The 16,955-nt window shown below is 52.3% G+C and carries 16 protein-coding genes, 2 tRNA genes and 1 other RNA gene; 13 read left to right on the top strand and 6 right to left on the bottom strand.

Features of this window, described 5'->3' with window-relative positions; translation table 11 throughout:
- Positions 1-27: 27 nt before the first annotated feature.
- From EYA77_RS06755 to EYA77_RS06745, 3 genes are read left to right on the top strand one after another with little or no spacing between them, the layout of a single operon-like run.
- On the top strand, positions 28-537 hold the full coding sequence (locus tag EYA77_RS06755) for a hypothetical protein (RefSeq protein ID WP_167816288.1): 510 nt from the start codon (positions 28-30) through the stop codon (positions 535-537).
- The gene (locus EYA77_RS06750) at positions 534-1,721 is read left to right on the top strand and encodes a M20 family metallopeptidase (RefSeq protein ID WP_167816287.1); all 1,188 of its coding nucleotides are present in this window, start codon (positions 534-536) and stop codon (positions 1,719-1,721) included. Before EYA77_RS06755 ends, EYA77_RS06750 begins: the two co-directional genes overlap by 4 nt.
- Positions 1,721-2,695: an archaeosine biosynthesis radical SAM protein RaSEA gene (locus EYA77_RS06745; protein ID WP_167816286.1), complete on the top strand. Its 975-nt coding sequence runs from the start codon at positions 1,721-1,723 to the stop codon at positions 2,693-2,695. The genes EYA77_RS06750 and EYA77_RS06745 overlap by 1 nt, the downstream gene beginning before the upstream one ends.
- A gap of 474 nt (positions 2,696-3,169) precedes the next feature.
- On the opposite strand, the gene map is transcribed toward EYA77_RS06745, so the two are convergent.
- Together map and EYA77_RS06735 are read right to left on the bottom strand one after the other, a co-directional pair.
- Positions 3,170-4,045, bottom strand: a complete 876-nt coding sequence (gene map / locus EYA77_RS06740) for a type II methionyl aminopeptidase (RefSeq protein ID WP_167816285.1) — start codon at positions 4,043-4,045, stop codon at positions 3,170-3,172.
- Between the two features lie 4 nt (positions 4,046-4,049).
- Positions 4,050-5,183 (bottom strand): Xaa-Pro peptidase family protein, encoded by a 1,134-nt coding sequence (locus tag EYA77_RS06735; RefSeq protein WP_167816284.1) that lies wholly within the window; start codon positions 5,181-5,183, stop codon positions 4,050-4,052.
- A 65-nt stretch (positions 5,184-5,248) separates the two neighbouring features.
- Here EYA77_RS06735 and EYA77_RS06730 point away from each other — a divergent pair, with 65 nt between their 5' ends.
- The 7 genes from EYA77_RS06730 (at position 5,249) to EYA77_RS06700 (ending at position 9,490) form a co-directional block, all read left to right on the top strand.
- Positions 5,249-5,605: a hypothetical protein gene (locus EYA77_RS06730; RefSeq protein ID WP_167816283.1), complete on the top strand. Its 357-nt coding sequence runs from the start codon at positions 5,249-5,251 to the stop codon at positions 5,603-5,605.
- Entirely contained in the window at positions 5,605-5,907 is a 303-nt protein-coding gene (locus EYA77_RS06725; RefSeq protein ID WP_042699760.1) for a hypothetical protein, read from the top strand. Before EYA77_RS06730 ends, EYA77_RS06725 begins: the two co-directional genes overlap by 1 nt.
- Positions 5,908-5,952: 45 nt before the next feature.
- Positions 5,953-6,025, top strand: a tRNA-Asn gene (locus EYA77_RS06720).
- Positions 6,026-6,200: 175 nt separating this feature from the next.
- A tRNA-Ile gene (locus tag EYA77_RS06715) sits at positions 6,201-6,272 on the top strand.
- Between the two features lie 194 nt (positions 6,273-6,466).
- Positions 6,467-7,693 carry a M23 family metallopeptidase gene (locus EYA77_RS06710; RefSeq protein ID WP_167816282.1) on the top strand — a complete coding sequence of 409 codons (1,227 nt, stop codon included), beginning with the start codon at positions 6,467-6,469 and terminating at the stop codon, positions 7,691-7,693.
- A 506-nt stretch (positions 7,694-8,199) separates the two neighbouring features.
- Positions 8,200-8,512: signal recognition particle sRNA (gene ffs, locus EYA77_RS06705), an RNA gene on the top strand.
- An 18-nt stretch (positions 8,513-8,530) separates the two neighbouring features.
- Positions 8,531-9,490 carry a malate dehydrogenase gene (locus EYA77_RS06700; RefSeq protein ID WP_042699757.1) on the top strand — a complete coding sequence of 320 codons (960 nt, stop codon included), beginning with the start codon at positions 8,531-8,533 and terminating at the stop codon, positions 9,488-9,490.
- 5 nt (positions 9,491-9,495) lie between these two features.
- Here EYA77_RS06700 and radB read toward each other — a convergent pair whose 3' ends face one another.
- Together radB and larC are read right to left on the bottom strand one after the other, a co-directional pair.
- The gene (radB, locus tag EYA77_RS06695; protein WP_095642336.1) at positions 9,496-10,200 is read right to left on the bottom strand and encodes a DNA repair and recombination protein RadB; all 705 of its coding nucleotides are present in this window, start codon (positions 10,198-10,200) and stop codon (positions 9,496-9,498) included.
- The gene (gene larC / locus EYA77_RS06690; protein WP_167816281.1) at positions 10,185-11,348 is read right to left on the bottom strand and encodes a nickel pincer cofactor biosynthesis protein LarC; all 1,164 of its coding nucleotides are present in this window, start codon (positions 11,346-11,348) and stop codon (positions 10,185-10,187) included. The genes radB and larC overlap by 16 nt, the downstream gene beginning before the upstream one ends.
- A gap of 437 nt (positions 11,349-11,785) precedes the next feature.
- On the opposite strand from larC, the gene EYA77_RS06685 reads away from it, so the two are divergent.
- Genes EYA77_RS06685 through EYA77_RS06675 form a run of 3 tightly spaced genes read left to right on the top strand, consistent with a single transcriptional unit; the run spans position 11,786 to position 14,723 of the window.
- Positions 11,786-12,829 carry a flippase-like domain-containing protein gene (locus EYA77_RS06685; protein ID WP_167816280.1) on the top strand — a complete coding sequence of 348 codons (1,044 nt, stop codon included), beginning with the start codon at positions 11,786-11,788 and terminating at the stop codon, positions 12,827-12,829.
- Positions 12,830-12,865: 36 nt separating this feature from the next.
- Complete coding sequence (locus tag EYA77_RS06680) at positions 12,866-13,909, top strand: flippase-like domain-containing protein (RefSeq protein WP_042698621.1); 1,044 nt, start codon at positions 12,866-12,868, stop codon at positions 13,907-13,909.
- The gene (locus tag EYA77_RS06675; protein WP_167816279.1) at positions 13,902-14,723 is read left to right on the top strand and encodes an FkbM family methyltransferase; all 822 of its coding nucleotides are present in this window, start codon (positions 13,902-13,904) and stop codon (positions 14,721-14,723) included. The genes EYA77_RS06680 and EYA77_RS06675 overlap by 8 nt, the downstream gene beginning before the upstream one ends.
- A gap of 23 nt (positions 14,724-14,746) precedes the next feature.
- Here EYA77_RS06675 and EYA77_RS06670 read toward each other — a convergent pair whose 3' ends face one another.
- Both EYA77_RS06670 and EYA77_RS06665 read right to left on the bottom strand, forming a co-directional pair.
- On the bottom strand, positions 14,747-16,009 hold the full coding sequence (locus tag EYA77_RS06670) for a hemolysin family protein (protein ID WP_042698268.1): 1,263 nt from the start codon (positions 16,007-16,009) through the stop codon (positions 14,747-14,749).
- Between the two features lie 91 nt (positions 16,010-16,100).
- Positions 16,101-16,943, bottom strand: a complete 843-nt coding sequence (locus EYA77_RS06665) for a sugar phosphate isomerase/epimerase (protein WP_042698271.1) — start codon at positions 16,941-16,943, stop codon at positions 16,101-16,103.
- Between the last annotated feature and the right edge of the window lie 12 nt (positions 16,944-16,955).

The raw sequence follows: 16,955 nt of genomic DNA, 5'->3' as shown, positions 1-16,955 counted from the left end.
TTGTCTTGCACACCTAACAAGAATAGTATGTTACTGGAGAAGAACGACTATTCGCAGCAGATCGAGTACCTCTATCGTAAATCCCTTATTCTGGAAACCACTTCCGAGATGGACCCGGTTTTGTATTTCTACTATATCGACACGATAGCGCATCTGGATTATACCCTATCTGCACTGGCATACAGCTCCGACTCGATAAAATGCACGATGACAGGGGAGTATCTCCGCCGCCGCGTGGACACGGCCAAAGAGGGAGATCATGCTCTCTTCCCGGCATTCATGGTCTGGCTGCGGGACAATCACAAAGAACAGTTCGAGGAGACGCCGATCCTCTGGCAGCTCGTGTATGATCCGGATGAGGTCTCCTGTTATCTCGGCTTTCGGATCGTGCTCGATCCAAACTCAAAGATACCCCTGCCGCCCCAGTTCTTCCATGACATGGCCGATGATCTCTTCGGCCTCAAGTTCCTCAGAAGCATCTATCCGGAGGGGACCCTTGGAAAACTCCTCGCGGAATTTAAAAGGAACAATGTATGAATGTTGCAAAACTCTGCTCTGATCTGATAAAGATCCGAAGTGACAACCCCCCGGGCGACACCAGGGAGGTCGCGGAGTACATCCGTTCTGTTATGGAAGGGATCGGGATCCCCTCAACGATCACAAACGGCCCAAACGGCCATGATAATGTCATATCGACCAGCCAGAAGGGACGTCTTCTTCTCAGCGGACATATCGATGTCGTGCCTGCGCTCAATGACGGCTGGACCTATCCGCCATACTCGGGCAAAATCGATGAGACCTGGGTGTATGGACGCGGGGCAACCGATATGAAGGGAGGGTGCGCCGCGATCCTTTCCGCAGTTGCCCGGGCAAAAGAGGCCGGAGACGAACTCCCCGTCTCTCTTGCATTCGTCTGTGATGAGGAGGGAGGAGGAAAATACGGGACCAGATATCTGCTGGAAAAAAATCTCATCCACCCGTGTGATGTTCTGATCGCCGAACCGACGCCGGCGCACGCTCCGGCAGTCGGACAAAAAGGCGTATGCAGATTCGATGTGGAGTTTGCCGGAACACCAGGTCATTCGTCCCTGTATCCGCTTTTTGGAGAGAGCGCGGTGACGCAGGCGATGGATTTTCTTGCCTGGATGAAAAAACTGCACTCCCGTGTCTACCAGCAGACCGCGGAGATGGAGGAACTGATCGAGCACTCCATACAGATCACCGGCGAAGGAAACACCGCGGATTACGGACCGATTTTCCGACAGATCATGTACAATCCCGGGGTCATTTCCGGGGGAGAACGGGTCAATATCGTTGCCCAGAAGTGTTCTCTTATGATGGATATGCGGCTCCCCTGGGGATGCGACTGTGATGAAGTCCTCGATGAGATCTGCAGCCATATCCCGAAATCAGCTGTTCTTACTCCGAAAACCAAGGCGAATGCTTCGCTTACCGCGAGTAATTCGTTTCTTGTCCAGAAAACCTGCGATGCGATCGGTGAGGTGTACGGGATCACCTCGCGTCCGATGGTCCAGTGGGCCGCGTCCGATGCCCGGGCACTTCGCCTGGCAGGATTTCGCGCTCTCGAGTACGGACCCGGGGATCTTTCGACCATGCACGGGCTCAATGAACGCGTCATGATCGACCAGCTGAAAAAATGTGAAGATATCTACTTCCGTCTTATTCAGAGTTACACAGATATTACCAAGGATACATTATAATGACAGATTTACGCAAACCTCTCGCTTCATGGAAAGGACAGGACAGATATTTCGGCGAGGTCCTCTCCTCGCTGACAGGGATTTTCCTTTCCGGCGGCTGTTCGTGGAACAGATGCCGGATGTGCGGATATAAAAATGACCGGGATACCTGCGCAAAGGATGAACTGATCGACCACATGAAAGGGCAGATCCTCTGGATGCAGGAAAACTATGCGCCCGAAGAGTATCAGCTTGGAAAGATCTTCACATCTGGCAGTGTTTTCGATGAGAAGGAGGTGCCCCTTCCGGTTCTCGACGCGTTCGGCGAGTTCTTCGCAGGAAAACCGCTGATCGCCGAGTCCAGATCCGAATACATTACGGAAAACGCGCTCGCCCGTCTGTTGAAAAGTCTGGATAAGGGTCAGGCCCATCCGCTGACGGTCGCGATCGGTCTTGAGACAACGAATGATTCCATCCGGGAAAAGTCGATCGATAAAGGAAACACGTTCGCCGATTTCATCAAAGCTGCCGAGACGGCGCATAACGCAGGCGTCGGCGTGAAGGCATATCTGATGATGAAGCCGCTCTTTTTAACCGAAAAGGAGGCGCTGGAGGATATGGAAAAATCCATCCGCGAGGTCGCGCCCTATGCTGATATGATCTCGATGAACCTCTGCACGATCCAGGGCAGGACTGAGCTTGAACACTACTGGCAGAAGGAAGGTTTCCGGCCGCCGTATCTCTGGTCCGCGGTGAAAGTTCTCCGGGAAGCGGATGTTCCCGTAGCGTGCGATCCGGTCGGCGGAGGATTCAAGCGCGGCCCGCACAACTGCGGAACGTGTGACAAGGAGATCGTTGCTGCGATCAATGAGTATTCCCTCACAGCCGATAAGGGTGTTTTGGATGATGTGTGGGAGATCCCCTGCGCATGCAAAAAAGAGTGGGAGTATGTTCTTGAGAACGAACGTTCGTGGAACATGCCTCTTACGAAATAATCTTTTTTATAGGACTTATGCGGTGTTATCCTCAATCCAATTCGGAAAGAGTATGACCGGGTATGGATACAAGAGATAAAACCAACCGCGAATCTCCGCGAATCCTCGCGAATCGCATTTTTCTTGCACCGCCGTGCTCTGCTCCGGCTGATCGCCTACGCAGGAATCGCACGCCGTCTGGAAAAATGCTATTGGAAAAACCGGCGTGCCGGTTTTTCTCTCCGTAAACTTCTCATTTGATGTAATCGAAAAAGAATGAATCAACAGAAAAACCCGCACGCGGGTTTTTCCTCAGCATTTTTCAAGAGAGGGTGCGATTCCTGCGTAGGCGATCAGCCGGAGCAGAGCACCCAAACGTAAGGAAAATGCGATTCGCGTAGATTCGCGATTATTCGCGGTGGGATTTCTCATGCGTCCACACTCAGTCACCCTCCACCTAAATTGGATCCATACCAAACCGCGTAAGTCCTATTTTTATCTGGTCGTTACCAGAGCGCCGTCTGCGGTCACGATGATCGTGTGTTCGAACTGAGAGACAAATGATTCAGGAACATCCGATAAACAGTGATACAGAAAGAGGTTCCCCTGACGAAGCAGGGTCGGAAGTGCCAGTTCAGCTTTTGGAACATTCAACCAGCGGCGGGCAAAAGGCATACCGTGCATCTCTTCCGCCTTTTTCATGATTTTCCGGCCGGCCGGAGATCTGACCGGGGCGTCCCCGACCACCTGATATATCTCGCCTCGCGGAGTCTCATGGGTCATACCGGAGCCGGTAGATGCGAAGGGTTCGATGGCAATAACCATATCTTCCCTTAATACTGCACTGCCGAATCTTCCCGTGTTGGGAATAGAGAGACCATGATGCGGGTTATAGCGGGCAATGCCATGGCCTGTCAGGTTGATGATCGGCTTGTAGCCAAATGATGTGATGGTTTCTTCGACGACCGCGCCGATCTCGCTGACCACTACTTCCGGCGCGACAACATTGATCGCAGCATCAAGAGCTGCGCGTGATGCCTCGCATAATGAAGCATGATCACCAAGATCTACCGTAACGGCAGTGTCCGCGATGTATCCATCAATATGTGTTCCGATATCCAGTTTTATCAGATCCCCTTCAGCAAATATCCGTTCCTCGTCCGGAGAGGCAGTGTCGTGAGCCGCACAGTTATTTAATGAGATATTCGGCGGAAATGAGTGGGAAACGCCGGCCGCTGAGATCTCATCCATGACCATATCAAAAATTTCCGCAAGACCAACACCCGGTTTTATCTCGGCAGCACATTTATGCAGAACGGTTTTTGCCACCCGGCCTGCCTCTATGTAGGTATCCAGTTCGTTATCGTTCATAATTCTATACTACTAATTTTTCTTCAAAGCACGTAAAGCTGTCAAATCCATCACTTGTTACGACACCCATATCTTCGAGCCTGACCCCGCCGATTCCCTGATAATAGAGACCGGGTTCAAGCGTGATGACATGCCCAACTTTCAGTTCGCCGCCGGACGGAGAAAGGGATGGAGCTTCGTGGATCTCCAGACCGACGCCGTGACCAAGACTATGCGTGAATCCCGAGGATCCGGCCGTTTCATAGCCGTTCTCCCGGAAAAATTCCACAACAGCAGAATAAACCGAAGCACCGGTCACTCCCGGCCGGATCATCGATACGGCGAGTTCTTTTGCTTTTTGTACAGCATCGTACATCCTGACGATCTCATCAGAGGGGACTCCTTTGGATACGGTCCTTGTCATATCGGCGAAATATCCTGTCAGTTCACTTCTCGGAAACACATCCATCACGATCGGCTGGTTTGCATACAGCGGGCCGGTGCCGCGCGCATGCGGCATGGAGGACGCTTCCCCGCAGGAGACGATCGTGTCGATGTCTTCGCAGTTGAAGGGCCGAAGCGCAAAGTGAATGATGTCCCGGACCCTTTCCGATGTAAGAGGAGCATCTTCCAGCATCAGAATCCCTCTGTCATCAGGCTCGGATTTTCGTATCGCATCAACGGCTGCGCGGGTGGCTATCTCATTTTTTTTCTGGACGTAGCGAATCTTTTCTATCTCGTCCTCGGTCTTGATGCTCCGGATCCCCGCGATCGTGCCTGAATCGATGATCACTTCGGCGACCTCGGTCAATTTCCGAGCAAATCCTACCGGCATCGAGGGGGGGATGAGGAGCCGCGGACCGGCAAAATTCCGGATCATATGAGCCGCGGCCAGCTCAGGATCAGGGTATTTTTTCAGGAGTTCCGGAAGGCCTGCAGAGATGCGTGTCACTATGCTACACGCTGACTCATAGCGCGCACGCGTTTCTTCCATGGAAGAGACGATCAGAGTCGATGCGCCGTCTTTTGAAAATACGTAGATATAGGGGTCCGATGCCAGAAAACCCGAAAGATACCGCATATCCGCATCGTCTGACGAGTCGTATGCAACATAGGCATCACATGCATGTTTTTCCAGTTCTTCCAAAAGCCGCTTCATACTTCCTCATTATTGGCGCTCTAAAGAGATGTAGTTTTTATCTTTGGGACACTGATGTACTTACAATGGATGAAACCGAGCGGACGCAGTTTAAGGGAAAATTTACGGTTCTCGTAGTTATCTTAAACATCCTGATATTTGCAGCAGCTGCGGCAATCATTGTATTCTTCCTGGTTCCTGACTCGATCTGGCTCAAAATACCGATCGTGATCCTCTGTATAGCCATTTCTATAATCAGTATTGCCGTATTTATTCCAAAATACCGCGCTACCAAAGCCTGGCTTGATGTCCACGGAACAACAAAAGAAGAACGTCTTGCCCAGATGCAGAAGGAACAGGAAGAATACCGTGCGCGTATCCGTGCAGAACTTGAAGAAGAGATGCGCGAAGAAGAATCGGCCTCGAAAAATGTGGAGAAATAATGCTTAGTAAAATCAATGGCGAAGTAGAGCTGCTCGAACGTCACCTGTCCGTCATGCGTGTTGTTGCACGCCAGGGTCCGATCGGGATTATGAAACTTACCGAGGAACTCAGCCAGCCTCAGCACAGAATACGGTATTCTCTGCGGGTTTTAGAGCAGATGCAGTATATCAAGGCGACTCCGTCCGGCGCTGTCGCCACGCCGAAGGCCCATGAGATGCTGGCAAACTTTGACCAGGATCTGGAGATGCTCGTTAAACATCTCGCTTCACTGCATCAGGAAAAAAAGACACATAAATCATAATCTTTAATACAAAGACCGGCACATGTAATTAGGCAACACAACTGTGCCGCCATAACTCAGTTGGTAGAGTGGCTGGCTGTTAACCAGCATGTCACAGGTTCGAGTCCTGTTGGCGGCGTTTCTTTTTGTTTTTTCTGTGATTTTTTCCCGGAATCCAAATTCCCGCTTTTTCCAGACATCAACAAACACCTTTATCTATCAGCATACCAAATATGATATGTTCTTCTGCAAGGGAACAAATTTTGAGGGCGCGTGGGTCAAACCACAAACCCGTTTTACGTACTTCTCTCTGCGGGCCTGTAGCTTAGTGGTGGAGCGCCCGGCTCATAACCGGGTGGTCGTGGGTTCGAACCCCTCCGGGCCCATTCTTTTTACATTTTCCAAACAAAATGTGACTGGAGCCGCCGTTGGAAGATAAACAATACCCTATTTTTCGTTTCACTGCCGCTGAGAAAAAGAACGCGCAGATCCGACAGTGATGATTTTTCTCCGCACATGAACATATCTGATAATGCATGTACTTTATCATTCAACACGGCAATTTGAAAATACGGTAATCATGTCAAAAACGTATCATATACCCCTTCTCTTATGCCTGATGCTGATCACCCTTCTGATCACTGCAGGCTGTCTTCAGCCGGCGGATCCGCTCCATCAGGCAGGAACGCCGGAGATCAGCATGACCATTCCGGTCCCCCCGATCCCGGTCGCCGGCAGTAACGGCATAAATCTGGCATATGAGATTGCGTTCGGACTGCCCGAAAACCAGACCTTCACGCCGGTAAAAATCGAGGTGATCGACCCTGCCAAAGGAAAGATCCTCTGGTCTGCCGAGGGAGATCTTCTCTCAGAACTCTGTCACCAGGTCAGTGACCCCCTGCCGACCGCAGAGGAACTGAAAAACGGCACGAGCAAATTGTCTCACCCGCGCATCTCGATCTGGTTCGCCGTCGGGGAGGACAGCGTTCCCGATTCGCTGACGCATCGGGTCACGTTCAGGACCGGGAGCGGGCAGGAGACCGCGGAGATAACAGGAGGAACGGTAAAGGTCCGCAAGGATCTTAGACCGGTAATCATTGGCTCCCCTGTCCGCGGACCCGGATGGATCGCGATCGAAACGAGCGAGCCTGTGACGCACCACTTCCTTGGCCAGATCACCCTGGACTCAGTGACCCGCGTTCCGCAGAAGTATGCGCAGGACTGGATCTATATCGATCCCGACACCGGATCCGCCGTAACCGGAGATGCATCCCTCGCAAAGAATTATCTGGGATATGGAAAAGAGATCTTCTCGGTTTCCAGCGGGACGGTAGCGGATGTTCTGGACGGGCTGCCCGATTATGAAGAGATCTATGCCCAGCGGAAGATAACCTTCGAAACTGCAGCCGGCAATTACGTTATCATCGATATGGGGAATGACAAGTATGCCTGCTATGCCCACCTGATCCCGGGCTCGATCACGGTCGCGAAAGGAGAGACGGTTACAGAAGGACAGGTGATCGGTCTGATGGGAAACAGCGGCAATTCAGATCTTCCGCATCTGCATTTCCAGGTAGTGACCGACAAGGCGTCGTTCCTTGGTGCAGAAGGCTACCCGCATGTGTACCGTTCCTTTGAGGTGATCGGGATGATCGACACCTCGCTTGCACAGAAGAGGATGGAGGACCCGGGATATACGATGACTCAGTTCTGGGGAGGGCTTGATGAATTTTTCGTGAGCAAACAGCCCCCGTCTGTCCGGCAGAACGTTCTTCCGACCGGCTGGGAGATCCTGAGAATGCCCTGACCGCACATTTTCGTGCCGCGGAGGAAACAGCGAATATTTTTTTTTATGCAGAACTACGCGAAATAATTGTGATATTTCGAAAGAGGAAGGTCGGTTCGGCTGAAAAACAGAGGTTTTTTCTGGGATGCTCTCGAGGGTTTCAAACTCCCGGGGCATTATTTTCTGCAGGTTGACGGCAGCTTGGGGACAAAGAGTCCGCAAAGACGGTAAAACTGTTTTGATCATCCCAAAGGTCCGGGAGAAGAGTATCTGTTCTGTTCTTTTCCCCTAAACTCAGAATAGGGCAGACACGTTTTCATTATTGCTGTTTTCCAGATCACGTCCGAAGGTGTTTTTCTCATCTTTTCGCGAAATTTTTTTCACGGATTTTGCGTGATGCCCGCTGGTGAAAAACAGGAAATGGAAAAACAACGTCGATGTACAGCCCCTATACCCGCGCAAGCAAGGAAAAGACAAAACCCCGTTTCATACCCTACATCATTTTATTCTCCGGGCATCCCATATATATTGGGACTAGTCCGGGTGGCTTGGCGTCACCTGTAACCTGAAACTGCCAATACGCAGGGGACGAAGTTTGAGGACGGCTGTGTCAGTCCTTCCAATGGTACGTATTCCAACGTTGATACCTTGTCCTGCGAGGTCAGCGGATGTGATGGATACATCCGGAGGGATGTATTATCTCATTGTTGTGGGCACCGGTTCAGGCCCGGAAGGGAGCAGACCTCACCGTAAACGCATGGCGCCCGCAGGGTTGCGGGGCGGAGAAGGGATATGTAACAGAAGTCGGATATGCGCTTCCTACCAAGAACGTGTCCCAAATATCTTTTAAGGGTTCTTATGGCAAAAGTGACGATCGTCGGCGCAACCGGTCAGGTTGGTTCATATGTAGCACATGCAGTATCCCAGTTTCCCCATGTCCAGGAGATGTGCCTGTACGGAAGACCCGGGAATGAAACCTATCTGGATGGCCTTGCGCATGATATGATGGACTCGTTTGCCGCACGGGGAACAAATACCCGCGTAACGTTTGGGACCACGCCAAAAGATCTCCGGGGTTCAGATATAATCGTTCTTACGTCCGGCATTCCAAGAAAAGCTACTCAGACCCGTCTGGATCTGGCTCTTGAGAATGCACGGATTGTAAAAGGATATGCCGAACAGATCGGACGCATGGCGCCGGAAGCGATCCTCCTTGTCGTGACAAACCCGGTGGACATCATGACAACGGTCGCCCTGAAATACTCGGGAATGATGCCGCACCGCGTGTTCGGCCTTGGAACACACCTTGACTCGATGCGGCTCAAGGCATGCCTTGCGGAGTTTTTCAACGTGCATGTCAGCGAAGTCCATACACGAATAATCGGCGAACACGGAGACACCATGGTCCCTATGTGGTCCGCGACAACGGTCGGCGGTATCCAGATCGACAATCTTCTCGGCGTAGCAAGACTTCCGCGCGAAGAGATGATCCAGCGGGTCAAATCCAGCGGATCCTACATCATCCAGGCCAAAGGCGCAACCGTCTACGGACCGGGCGATGCGATCGCGACCCTGACCAGGACGATCGTCGAGGACGAAAACCGTATGCTCACCGTCTCGACCCAGATCCGCCGCGAGGTCTGCGGACATGAAGGGATCTGCGTAAGTGTCCCCGCACGGATCACCCGCGGAGGAGTGTTCCCGATCGCGGTAAAGTTTTCAGATGAAGAGGAACAGATGTTTGCCAAATCCGTTCAGCTCATCCGTGAAACCACCGATAAAGTCTGTGCAGTCCTCGATGCGGAATCCAGGCTGTAAAATAATCACGCTGTTTTTTCTGTATTCAGGCGGGGTTGCCGGTCTTTTGCTCCGGTACCGGTCAGGACAAAATCCCACGAGGTCCCTTCGGCCTGTGACCGGTGCTTGAAAAGAACCGCACGCCTGAAACCCTCATGTTTTTCCACCCGGACGATCGCCTTTGAGATATGCGAAAGCGCCGTGCCTCCAAGCCCGCTCAGCCGGTGATGATCGATATCCATAAACACCTGATTGGTAATGACCGCCGGAATATCATACCTCTTCGCAATGCCGAGAAGGACCATCATCTGGCGTGAAAGCATGGACAGGGCATCCTTCGTGTTCGTCTGCTCCACACGGTACAGAGCGGTCGCCGAATCCACAACGATCATCCCGGCCGCCCCTGATTTGATCAGCCGCTCCGACTCGGAGATCATCAGACCCTGTTCGGCAAAGGTCGACGGCTCAAACACAAACAGACGCTGAGCAAACTCATTCGTAGAATCCCCGGCGATCTGTGAGAATCGTTCGATGGAGAAACCCTCCGAATCGATGTATACGACCCCCCTGCCGCTTCGAAGAAGTTCAACAGCCGCCATCAGACAAAGCGTGCTCTTTCCCGAACCCGCCTCGCCAAAGAACTGGGTGATCATACGCGGCTCGATGCCGCCGCCGAGAAGTGAGTCAAGGCCGAAAGCGCCGGTCGGGAGTTTTTTTACTGCGTCTTCCATGCATCCTCCTCAACGATCCGCTTCACCGTCCGGACCGAAACGCCGGATGCATCGGCGATCCGCTGCAGATCATCAAACTCGGCTTTCCGGGAATATATCGCCCCGTCCATATATGCCGTCTTGACATTCACGGCAAATACCTTGTCATTGATCACGATATGCTCCTCTGCGATCGTCCGGTCGGCAATGAACCGGTGGACCATCGGGATACACCGGATCCCAAGACTGCCGGTCTCGCGTGCAAGGATCTTGGCAAGACGGCCTGAATCGGCGGGCAGAGAGATGACGCGGATCAGGTGACCGGGTCTCCCTTTTTTCATGACGATCGGAACGACCGAAGCGTCACGCGCTCCTTCATGCATCATGGTCAAAAGAACGGATGCGAGTAGTTCGCCGGAGACATCATCGACATTTGTTTCCAGCACATCAACTTCCGACCCTTTCTCTTCGGTATCGAGGATATAGGCCAGAAGAACATTGGGGTGATCCGCAGGATCGCGGGTCCCCGCACCGGAACCGGAGGCGATCAGCCGGCCGGTATGGATATGCGTTCCAAAGATCTCCTGGAAGGCTGCAAGAAGCGCAGCTCCTGTAGGAGTGCAGAGTTCGCCTTCAAACGAGCCGAGCGACACCGAAAGCGCGGACGCTTTCAGGATCTCTGCCGTAGCGGGCGCCGGAACCGGCATGATCCCGTGCGAACATTTCAGCGTTCCGGATCCGACGGACACCGGGAGAATATGTACGCCGTCCACCTGCAGGGATAAAAGTGCGGTGACCGACCCGAGGATATCTGATATTGCGTCGTCGGCCCCGACCTCGTGAAAATGAACATGTTCTGTCTGATGGACGTGCGCTTCTGCTTTCTGGATCCGGTAAAACACCTGTTTGGCGATCTCTTTTGCTTTTTCAGGAGCATCGGCCGCTGAGATGACTGCAAGGACCTCCTGGAGGTTCCGGGCGGATTTTCCAGTATTGGTCCTGATATAGGTCGCCGGAATACCGGCGCGGGTCACCTCGGTTATATCGGGTTTTGAGACGGTAGACACCGAGCGGAGGACAAAATCTTTGTCTGCACCAAGACTGAGAAGCGCTCCAAGGATCATATCGCCTGCAGCGCCAAAACGGGGATCAAGTACCAGAATACGCATAGAGTATATATGTATTATACCCCGGGTCTGAATAATTATCGCCTTAAGCACGAAGAGGATCTGTCCGGGGAAAAGTTTGATGAGGGGGGAGCTTGTTCAGAGAACATGAGATCAGACCGATATTCAGGAGTGTATGTTATCCTCCATGATCTCGGTGCTTCGCACCTCTCACTGTCGCAAGGCCTTCAGCCTTGCTCATGATCTCGGTGCTTCGCACCTCTCACTGTCGCAAGGCCTTCAGCCTTGCTTATGATCTCTGGTCTCCGACCCTCGACCGGTCGCAAGGCCTTCAGCCTTGCTCATGATCTCGGTGCTTCGCACCTCGACCGGTCGCAAGGCCTTCAGCCTTGCTCATGATCTCGGTGCTTCGCACCTCGATCAACTACAAAACATATATCGGATTCGGTCCAATGAGTAGTCATTCATCAGGGGTAACTATGGATAAATCACAAAAAAGGTGGCTGGTCATTTCTCTGGGCATCAGCTTTGCCGTTCTCTTTGTGATGCTGATCCTCACCTTCGACACCTCAACGCTTGACGAACTCCGGAAATGCAACCCCTGGATCATCCTCCTTGCCCTCGTCATGCACATCTTTTCCCTCGGATTTTGGGCACTGCGGATCAAATTCATGTGCAGATCACTTGGATACCGCGTCCCGTTCTTCCACTCATTCAATCTCGTCTGCTCCAACATGTTCCTCGCCTCGGTGACCCCCTCGCAGATCGGCGGCGAACCTGTCAGAGTGTATGAACTCACCAAAGCTGATGTCCCCGGCGGAGAAGCCACCGCCGTCGTCATTATGGAACGCGTCTTCGATGCCGTCGTTCTGGCGGCAGGAACCGTCATCAGCGTGTTTCTTCTCGGCATGTTTTTTGCCGACCTCGCCTTTCCCGAAGCCTACATGATCATTGCCTACATCGCGGCATTCGTCTTCGCCGCTCTTCTCCTCCTGTTCCTGATCGTCGCAAAAAACCAGGCATGGTCAAACAAAGTCATAAACAAACTTCTTCACCTCCTCGGCCGGAAAAAGTCGCCCGACATCATCCGTGAATACCAGAGAAAAATCGACATCCACCTGGAAAAATTCTATGCCACGCTCCGGCACTTCACCGGAAAATCAAAAGCCGGCATGTTCTACGGCCTTCTCTTCAGCGCGCTGTACTGGATCAACGAATTTGTGATTGCCTCCGTTCTCATGATCGGACTCGGTCTGCCGCCCAACGTCCTGCTCGCCTTCATCTTCATGATCCTCATCACCGTGATCATGATGATCCCCTTAACACCGGGCGGCGTCGGGATCGCCGAAGTCTCCATGGGAGGATTCTTTGCACTCATCATACCCACCTCACTTCTGGGGGTGTTTGTCCTGTTATGGCGGCTCATCATGTACTACTTCAACCTCGTCATCGGATTTGCAGCAAGCATGATTATCGTCCGCAGAGAGGCAAAAATCAAGAAAGACGACCCGGTGAACCTGTAAATATAAATTCTCAGCAACCAACGTTTAATGAACAGCATGGATGCAAAGCAGAAAAAATTCCTCTGGATCTCGATAGGACTTTCACTTGCCGTTCTTCTGATAGTCATACTGCTGACATTCGATGAAAACACCATCACTGCCATTCAGCAGTTGAACCCTGCATATCTTCTTCTTGCATTCATGATGCATATGCTGGCGATGGGATTCTGGGCAGCGAGGATCGTCGTTATGTGCCGGTCCCTTGGATACAAAGTGCCGTTTGGCCACTCCCTCAACATGGTCTGCGCCGGACAGCTGATCGCAGCGATCACTCCCTCACAGGTCGGCGGGGAACCGGTCAGGATCCATGAACTCTACAAGGCAGATATGCCGGTGGCCGACGCTACGGCCGTGGTCCTGATCGAACGGCTGATGGAAGCCGTCCTTATGGTTCTTGGCGTGATATTCGCCATGTCGATCTTTTCTTTTGTATACAGTGACGGCGTGATCCCGCAGGGACTGATCATCGCCGCATGGTGCGGTACCGCATTTTTTACCGGACTTCTGCTCCTTCTCGTCATTATAATGCGAAAACCCGCGCTCATCAAAAGAATCGCCCTAAAGGTCGGCGGGCTGTTCATGAAAAAAATGAATCCCGCCGCGGTCGAAAAGATCACCGGGCAGATCCTTGACGGGGTCGATGAGTTCTACACCACGTTCCGGCTTTTTGCCGGGAAAGCGAAGTGGGGATTGTTTATCGGATTTATCCTGACGTTTTGTCTGTGGGCCTGCGAATACTCGGTCGCTTCGATCATTCTGATGGGACTTGGGTATCCCCCGAATGTTCTTCTCTCAATAGTGTTTCAGCTGATCATCGCGGTCATCATGATGGTCCCGTTGACGCCTGGAGCTGCAGGGATCGCGGAGCTCGCCTATGCAGGATTTTATGCAACGATCATTCCAAGTTCGGTCGTGGGGCTTTTTGTCGTTCTTCTCCGAATGATCCTGTATTACTCAAATATTCTGATCGGCTTTATTGCCAGTTTCCTGATCGTCAAACGTGAAGCGGCAAATAAAAAAGTGATGCGCGAAGATGGATAACATTCCTTTTTTTGACAGGATCCGGTATCGGCTGACGAAAAATATCCGGTCTGAGGACTTTTACCGGCAGCAGTATCAGAAGATCTTCGAAAAATTCTATGTCGGGTCAAAAGACTGTCTGGAGATCGGGGGACTTCGTCTCCCTGTCCTCTCCCACGAGAGGCGTCCCACCCGTGAAGAAGCGTATTATGCGATGGAGATCGGCGATATCCTCTACCCGGCTCTGCTGGGCAGATATCATTACGCCGATGAAGGACCGTATGAATGGCAGGATGTCAGAATCGAAAAAGGCGATGTCGTGTTTGACTGCGGAGCAAATCTGGGCGTGTTTTCTCTTCTTGCCGCATCCAAAGGGGCTGAGGTCTACGCATTCGAACCGATCGGGGAGGCAAGAAAGATCCTGCAGAAAACACTTTCCCTCAATCCCGATCTCACAAAAAATGTCACGGTCGTCCCCTGCGGGCTCAGCGACACAACAGGGAGCGCCGCATTTACGGTCCTGCCCGACACGCTTGTCGGCTCCTCCATGATCCTGAAGCAGCAGGGCAGAAAGGAAATTGTCCCTGTCACCACCATCGACGCATTCTGTGCCGAAAATTCCCTAACCGCGGACTTCATCAAAGCGGATATCGAAGGGGCGGAACGGAAAATGCTCGCCGGCGGACAAGAGATCCTTGCAGAACATGGACCAAAAATCGCTGTATGCACGTATCATCTGCGGGACGACCCGCAGGTGATCCGGGATCTTCTTCTCACGGCAAATCCGGGTTACCGGATCGTGGAAAAGTGGAAGAAGATCTATGCGGCAGTATAAAAGGAGAGTAAAAGGAGAGCGGGTCATTCCCCGCTGATGTCCTGATCATCGTAATCCACAGACGGGAGGATCATTTTTATCTTCAGGATCTGTCTGCCCCGCATCTTGGTTACGACCAGCGTGATATGTTCATGGGAAAGCGGGATCGATTCGCCGAGACGGGGGATATGACCCAGCTGGGAGAAGACCAGACCGCCGATGGTCTCATAATTTCCCGGATCTTCAGGAAGGGAGATGTCGAACCGGTCGTTCAGCAAAGCGACCCTGACCTGCGCATCGACCAGGTACATCCCGTCGCCGAGAGGAATGATGTCTGAGACCTCGTCACCGTCGGATTCGTCCATGATGTCGCCGACGAGCTCTTCGAGAATATCCTCAAACGTTACAACGCCGGAAAAACCGCCGAACTCGTCTAAGACGATCGCCATATGGACACGCCGTACCTGAAGTTCGCGAAGAAGAACATCGATCTTCTTTGACTCCGGCACGCAGTAGACATCCAGCATCAGGGTTTTGACCGATGCTTTGCGGTTGTCGGTGGAGTAGGCATTGAAGAGATCCTTGAAGTTCAGGGTACCGACGATGTTGTCGGTATTTTCATGATAGACCGGGACACGGGAGAATCCGGTTTCCCTGAAATGCGCTACCGCCTGTTCAAGGGTCGCCGTGTCCGCTATAACCGCGACATCGGGTCTTGGCGTCATGATCTCTTTTGCCGTCGTATCGTTGAACCGGAGGACCGAGTAGATCATCTCCTTCTCCTCCTCTTCTATCGCTCCTTCCATCTCACCGACATCGATCCATTCACGGATCTCCTCTTCTGTCACCGAAGGGGAGGTATCCTTCCTGCGGAACCGGTCATAGATAAAGAAGAACGGCGATAGGAGGGCGGTGAGAAACGAGATGGGCGTTGCTACAAACAAAGCGACACGCTCCAGATGACGGTTTGCATAGGTCTTTGGGCCGATCTCGCCGAAGATCAAAAGCAGGAGCGTTACAACTCCTGTTGCCACGGCGACTCCGGCATTGCCGAAGATCTGCAGGGATATAGCCGTCGCCAGAGCTGAAGCTCCGACATTGGCGATATTGTTTCCTATCAGGATCGTGATCAGGAAATGATCCGGATTATTTTTTAATTTTTCCAGCCGCTTTCCCCGTTTGCCGGTGTCGGAAAGAGCGCGCACCTTCGCGCGGCTGATACCGATAAGGGCAACCTCAGAGGCCGAAAAAAATGCCGAACAGATCAGCAGTATAATAAAAATGATGATATTCGTATAATCTACCATAACGTCCACGCCGCATCTGCGGCAGATCTATTTTTATGTCTGGGAACAGCCATTGGTTAAAATCTCTATATTAATTTATACGTACCTTTTCTTAAATACATCGGCAAACCGAAAACTCCTCTACTTCACGCGTCAGGACCGCGATCTTTTCCTCATAAGATAACGGACGGGGACAAAGCGAACCTGAATGCGGCATAAAACTCAGATCTTCCAGTTCAAAGGTCATCAGACCCTGATACCGCATAGCTGAAAGAACGGATTTCAGTTCATCCGCCTCGGGTGTTCCGGCAAGAGGCGAGTGCATCGCGTGACGATCGCCTTTACTTGTATGGATGTTGACGATCCGCTCGCCGCATTCCCGGGGGAAGGAAAACGGATCTCCCGTCAGGCATGCATGCGCATAATCCCAGGTCAGCGAAAGCCAGCCGTACTCATCAAGAACAGAACGAAGTTCGTCTGCCTTTACCATATGGGCATTCACCGCAGGCGGCATATTTTCGAGAGCGACGGTGACCGAGCTCCCGACGGCGGCATTTCCCACCCGTTCGATATAACGAACGAACCGTTCCTTGTCGATCGGGCTTATAGGCCGTTTCGCCGTTCTTTTTCCGGGATGGATGGTAAGAACGCCGCCGCCGAGCTGCTCCAGAATATCCATGCAGGCCAGTGTGTATTCTGCGGCGAGATCCGCGATTTTGGGATTGAACGAGCAGGGATTCAGTTCGAAAACCGGACCATGCATCGCGATCTTGCCAAAATGCGGGTAGCGGGTCAGGAGATCGGCAAGTTCTGAAACATGCGCTCCCCGCATCCAGAAGGTCGGCGTTTCCATCCAGAACTCGATCGTATCGGCTCCGGCGTTATCTACTGCGGCAAAAATCTCCTGAGGTTCATATTCGTGCAAGAACATCGATGACGCGGCAAGTCGGATCATTAACCGTTATAT

This window comes from Methanocorpusculum sp. GPch4, from assembly GCF_012062385.1.
GTDB classification, from domain to species: Archaea; Halobacteriota; Methanomicrobia; order Methanomicrobiales; family Methanocorpusculaceae; genus Methanocorpusculum; species Methanocorpusculum parvum.
This window is presented reverse-complemented; position numbering and strand designations above follow the sequence as displayed.